This is a genomic window from Streptomyces sp. NPDC003016 (genome assembly GCF_053591455.1).
The window spans coordinates 1-5328 of sequence record NZ_JBSFTV010000087.1 but is presented as its reverse complement, the minus strand read 5'-3'; the positions used below and the strand labels follow the sequence as shown (position 1 = coordinate 5328).

At 70.0% G+C, this 5328-nt stretch carries 5 protein-coding genes and 1 pseudogene; 4 read left to right on the top strand and 2 right to left on the bottom strand.

The window, feature by feature from the left end:
• Positions 1-68 precede the first annotated feature (68 nt).
• From ACWDZ4_RS34915 to proC, 4 genes are all read left to right on the top strand, one after another.
• Positions 69-368, top strand: a complete 300-nt coding sequence (locus ACWDZ4_RS34915) for a hypothetical protein (RefSeq protein ID WP_451512404.1) — start codon at positions 69-71, stop codon at positions 366-368.
• Between the two features lie 346 nt (positions 369-714).
• Positions 715-1503 (top strand): ABC transporter ATP-binding protein, encoded by a 789-nt coding sequence (locus ACWDZ4_RS34910; protein WP_451512403.1) that lies wholly within the window; start codon positions 715-717, stop codon positions 1501-1503.
• The gene (locus ACWDZ4_RS34905; RefSeq protein ID WP_451512402.1) at positions 1500-2237 is read left to right on the top strand and encodes an ABC transporter permease; all 738 of its coding nucleotides are present in this window, start codon (positions 1500-1502) and stop codon (positions 2235-2237) included. Before ACWDZ4_RS34910 ends, ACWDZ4_RS34905 begins: the two co-directional genes overlap by 4 nt.
• A gap of 332 nt (positions 2238-2569) precedes the next feature.
• Positions 2570-3379: a pyrroline-5-carboxylate reductase gene (gene proC, locus ACWDZ4_RS34900; RefSeq protein WP_344494941.1), complete on the top strand. Its 810-nt coding sequence runs from the start codon at positions 2570-2572 to the stop codon at positions 3377-3379.
• Here proC and ACWDZ4_RS34895 read toward each other — a convergent pair.
• Both ACWDZ4_RS34895 and trpS read right to left on the bottom strand, forming a co-directional pair.
• A pseudogene (locus tag ACWDZ4_RS34895) lies at positions 3365-3667 on the bottom strand (cysteine hydrolase family protein); the annotation flags it as partial. The gene proC and the pseudogene ACWDZ4_RS34895 overlap by 15 nt on opposite strands.
• Positions 3668-3838: 171 nt before the next feature.
• Positions 3839-4837, bottom strand: coding sequence for a tryptophan--tRNA ligase (gene trpS, locus ACWDZ4_RS34890; protein ID WP_451512401.1), 999 nt, complete (start codon positions 4835-4837; stop codon positions 3839-3841).
• Positions 4838-5328: the final 491 nt, after the last annotated feature.

The following is a 5328-nucleotide window of genomic DNA, read 5'->3' as shown; positions in this document are numbered from 1 at the left end:
TCCAGAACCCCCACCGTCACCCTCGCCGCATAACCACCCCAGACAGCCTCAAAACCGTCACCACATCCTTGACGAAGGACATAGAGACACCCCCCCCGCGCCACCACCATCACCCCGGCCGCCCACCCGTCACCACGGACGACGGCCGTACGCCCCCGTACGACCGCCACGCCGACGCCTCCGACACGGTCGACGCCGACACCGTCGTCCGGGCCGGCGCGACGACCGCGAACACCGAGCTGGCGGCCACCGCCGGCCCGGCCCGCGACGGCGCGGGCCGCATCCGCGTGGACGCGGCGTGCCCACGGGCGTGTACGCCGCCGAGCCCGTCATCGCGGAGACCCGGGACCAAGAGCCCGAGCCCTTGAAGTTCCGGTACATGATCCAGCGCGTACGCGCCGGCGAGCAGCCCCGTGGCCGCATCCTCACCGACCGCACGGCCGCCCGAGTGAAGGAGCAGATCACACGTTCCACGGTCCGCACCCTGCGCCTGCCACTCCGCCACCCCACCCCGACCCGCCACCTCCCGCGGGCTGACTCCACGGCTCCACGGCTCCACGGCTCCACGGCTCCACGGCTCCACGGCTCCACGGCTCCACGGCTCCACGGCTCCACGAGCCGCGACCCGCCACCACACTGGCCCGCGACCAGCGGCGTATCAACCGCCCGGACGGAACCTTGACGCACACCACCACCGGGAGCATTATTCAACACATGATGAATTACGCCCCCGAACCCGCCGTCACGGCAGACGGGGCTGCCGTGACGGCCCACGGCCTCACCGTCGTACGAGGCCGGCGCACCGTCCTGCGAAACCTCGACTTCGCCGTCCCCCGAGGGAGAATCACCGGCCTCCTGGGCCCCTCCGGCTGCGGCAAAACGACCCTCGTACGAGCCATCGTCGGCACCCAGGCCAAAGTCACCGGCACCCTCGAAGTCCTGGGCCGCCCGGCCGGCGACGCGACGCTCCGTCCCCGCATCGGTTACGTGACCCAAGCCCCCTCCGTCTACGCCGACCTCACGGTCCGACAGAACCTGGACTACTTCGCGGCCGTTCTCCAGCCCGGCCGCGACCACCGCGAAGCCCGCCACGACGCCGTCACCCGCGCCATCGCCGACGTCGACCTCACCTCGCACCAAACCGCCCTGGCCGGCAGCCTCTCCGGCGGCCAGAGCAGCCGCGTGTCCCTGGCCGTAGCCCTCCTCGCCACGCCCGAACTCCTCGTCCTGGACGAGCCGACCGTCGGCCTCGACCCGGTCCTGCGCCGCGATCTGTGGAACCTCTTCCACACCCTCGCGAACCGCGGCGCCACCCTCCTCATCTCCTCCCACGTGCTGGACGAGGCCGAGCGCTGCCACCGCCTCCTCCTCATGCGCGAGGGCGAGATCCTGGCCGAGGACACCCCCGAAGCCCTCCGCTCCCGTACGCGCCGCGCCACGGTCGAAGAGGCATTCCTCCACCTGGTCGACGAGGCGAACTCCCGCCGGGAGGCAACCCGATGAACGCTTCCCGCACCCTCGCCACAGCCGCCCGCGTCCTGACCCAGCTGCGCCACGACCCCCGGACGATCGCGCTCCTGCTCCTCATCCCGGTAGTGATGATCACGCTGCTGCGCTTCGTCTTCGACGCGTCACCGCGGACCTTCGATTCCATCGGCGCGTCCCTGCTCGGGATCTTCCCCCTCATCACCATGTTCCTGGTGACATCGATCGCCACCCTGCGAGAACGCACCTCGGGCACCCTCGAACGTCTCCTCGCCATGCCCCTGGCCAAGGCCGACCTGATCGCGGGCTACGCCCTGGCCTTCGGCCTCCTGGCCGTAGTCCAATCAGCCCTGGCCACAGGCGTCTCCCTCTGGTTCCTGGGCCTGGACGTGGTCGGCTCCCCCTGGCTGCTGCTCCTGATCGCCCTCCTCGACGCGCTGCTGGGCACAGCACTGGGCCTGTTCGTCTCGGCCTTCGCGGCGTCGGAATTCCAAGCGGTCCAGTTCATGCCGGCGGTGATCTTCCCGCAGCTGCTCCTGTGCGGCCTGTTCACTCCCCGCGACACGATGCAGCCGGTCCTGGAGGCGATCTCGAACGTGCTCCCCATGTCGTACGCCGTGGACGGCATGAGCGAAGTCCTGCGCCACACGGACGTGACGCTCACCTTCGTCCGGGACGCCGCGATCGTCGCGGCCGTAGCCCTCCTGGTCCTCACCCTGGGCGCGGCCACCCTCCGCCGCCGCACCACATGACTCAGCTCCACCACACCACCTCATCCCCGCCCGGCCCCTCATCCCCGCCCGGCCCCTCATCTCAGCCCGGTCACCTCAAGCCCGCCCGGTCACCTCAAGCCCGTCCGGCGATTGAGGACAAAGAAAAAGAGGAAGAGGGGGCCTGGGGGCTCGCCCCCAGTTTCGGGAAGGGGCGGATAGGAGAGCAGCCCGCGCAGCGGCCCACCCCACCCCATTCCGCCCACCGGACACCCCGCCCCCACCCCACCCCCCGGTGCGAAGATGTCCCCCGAACGACAGAGAAACAAGACACACCAGACACACCAGACGCATCCACCGGCGAGGTGAACCGCATGACCCAGACAGTCGCAGTCCTCGGCACCGGAAAAATCGGCGAGGCCCTGCTCAGCGGAATGATCCGAGCCGGCTGGCGCCCCGCCGACCTCCTGGTCACCGCCCGCCGCCCCGAGCGTGCCGAAGAGCTCCGCACCCGTTACGGCGTAGAGCCGGTGACCAACGCCGACGCCGCCAAGCGCGCCGACACCCTCATCCTCACGGTCAAGCCGCAGGACATGGGCAAGCTCCTCGACGAACTCGCCCCCCACGTCCCCGCCGACCGCCTGGTCATCAGCGGCGCCGCCGGCATTCCCACCGCCTACTTCGAAGAGCGCCTCGCCCCCAACACCCCGGTCGTCCGCGTCATGACGAACACCCCGGCTCTCGTGGACGAGGCGATGTCCGTCATCTCGGCCGGCACCCACGCCACCCCCGAGCACCTCCTCCACACCGAGGAGATCTTCGGCGGCGTGGGCAAGACGCTCCGCGTCCCCGAGTCCCAGCAGGACGCGGCCACCGCCCTCTCCGGCTCCGGCCCGGCGTACTTCTACTACCTCGTCGAGGCGATGACCGACGCCGGCATCCTCCTCGGCCTGCCCCGCGCCCAGGCCCACGACCTGATCGTCCAGGCAGCCATCGGCGCGGCCGTGATGCTCCGCGACAGCGGCGAACACCCGGTGAAGCTCCGCGAGGCAGTGACATCCCCCGCCGGCACCACCATCAACGCGATCCGCGAACTCGAGAACCACGGTGTACGAGCCGCTCTCATCGCAGCCCTGGAAGCGGCCCGCGACCGCAGCCGCGAGCTCGCCTCAGGCAACGGCTGACCCCACCTGCTCCTCCCTCCCCACCACCCGCGCGAATCCACCGCCGTGCCGTGCAGCGACACGGCGGTGCCCCACGCCGGCTCATCGGCGCCCAGCGACCACCCCACCCCCACCCCCTTCAGCCACACATCCAGATCCACCGCCCCGTAGGAGTCCGACGCCCTTCCCGCGCCGCTGCTCCACGTACTCCTTGGGCCCGTTCCCCTCGCGGCCGTTCCCCTCGTGCCCGTCCCGCAGCGGCGAATCAGGCCCAGGCGAGTCGTGCCGCACGAAGACGACCGGACACCCTCGCCTCCGTACGCGAATACACCCTGCGCCACCCGCACGAACCACTCACCCTCACCGGCCTCGCAGCCCGCGCCGTCATGTCCCCCCGTTCCCTCGCCCGCCACTTCTCAGCGACCACCGGCACCACCCCGCAGCGCCGGTTCATCACCCAGCGCCCCGCCGCCGCCCTCCTCAGCCCGCAGGCAGCAGCCCAATGGCCCGATAAGCGGCGTCCACCGTCGGCCGCGCCATCCCCCGGGCCCGCTCCGCCCCCTCCCTCAGCACCTGATCCACATAACCGGGATCGGCCGCCAGCTCCGCGTGCCGTTCCCGGACCGGCCGCAGCAGCTCGACGACAGCCTCCGCGGTGTCCTTCTTCAACGCTCCGTACGACTCGTATACACCGGCCAACTCCTCCGGGTTCCCCCTCTCGCAAGCCGCGAGCACATCCAGCAGATTCGCGACCCCGGGCTTCTCCTCCCGGTCGTACTCCACCTCGCGCCCACTGTCCGTCACGGCCCGCATGATCTTCTTCCGTGCCACCTCGGGCTCATCGAGCAGATAGACGATCCCCGCGGTGGCCGCGTGCGACTTCCCCATCTTCGAAGTCGGCTCCTGAAGGTCCATGACCCGGGCAGCCACCTCCGGACGCGTGGCCTTCGGCACCACGAAGGTGTGCCCGTACCGCTGGTTGAACCGCACCGCCAGATCCCGGGTCAGCTCCACATGCTGAGTCTGGTCGTCCCCCACCGGCACCTCATCGGTCCCGTACGCCAGGATGTCCGCCGCCATCAGCACCGGATACGTCAGCAGCGACAGCCGCACACTCTCCCCGGCCGCCCGCGCCCGCGCGCTCTTCTCCTTGTACTGGATCATCCGCCGCAGCTCGCCGTCCGTGGCCGTGCATTCCAGTACGTACGACAGCCGCGCGTGCTCATCCACATGGCTCTGCACGAATACGGTGCACAGCGCCGGATCGAGCCCGGCGGCCAGCAGCAACGTGGCGGCCTGCCGACTGAGCCGCCGTACCCGTGCCGGATCGTGTTCGACGGTCAGCGCGTGCAGGTCCACGACACAGAACAGTGCGTCGGCCCGATGCTGATCGGTCTCGGCCCACCGCCGCACGGCCCCGAGGTAGTTGCCCAGCGTCAGGTGCCCGGTCGGCTTGACCCCGCTGAAGATCCGCGTCATCTCTCTTGCCTCCTGGTAGGAGCCGCTGCCACCGGCGGCCGCCCTCCCGGAGGGAGAAACACGAACGGCCGCCGAAGCGGCGGCCGTTGAGCGCATACGTGTCTGCCGGCCGCCGTCAGGCGGCCCGCCACCCCTGGGTGTACGTACGCGAAGTCATGGCATCCACCATAGCGGCGGGGCCCTCGGTTGACAGCGGATTGACACCTACGTAGTGTTCCCCGAGTTGTCCGACGTGAGCCCCGGCCCCGGCCGGCCCCGGACAGCCATTCCGCAGTAACCACTAGAGCGAACGACAGTTGTCGTCCCGCTTTTGTGCGCATTTGCGAAATGGAGAATCCGCGTTCGAAGGAACGCTCCCGATTAGCTCGGGAGCCAGGATTCCGCTAAAGTCTCACTCGTCGGAACGGCCCAGCGGCCGGAAAGGCAAACCCCGCCGGCCGGGGATCGGGTCCGAAAGGATCTGGTAGAGTCGGAGTCGCCGGAAAGGGAAA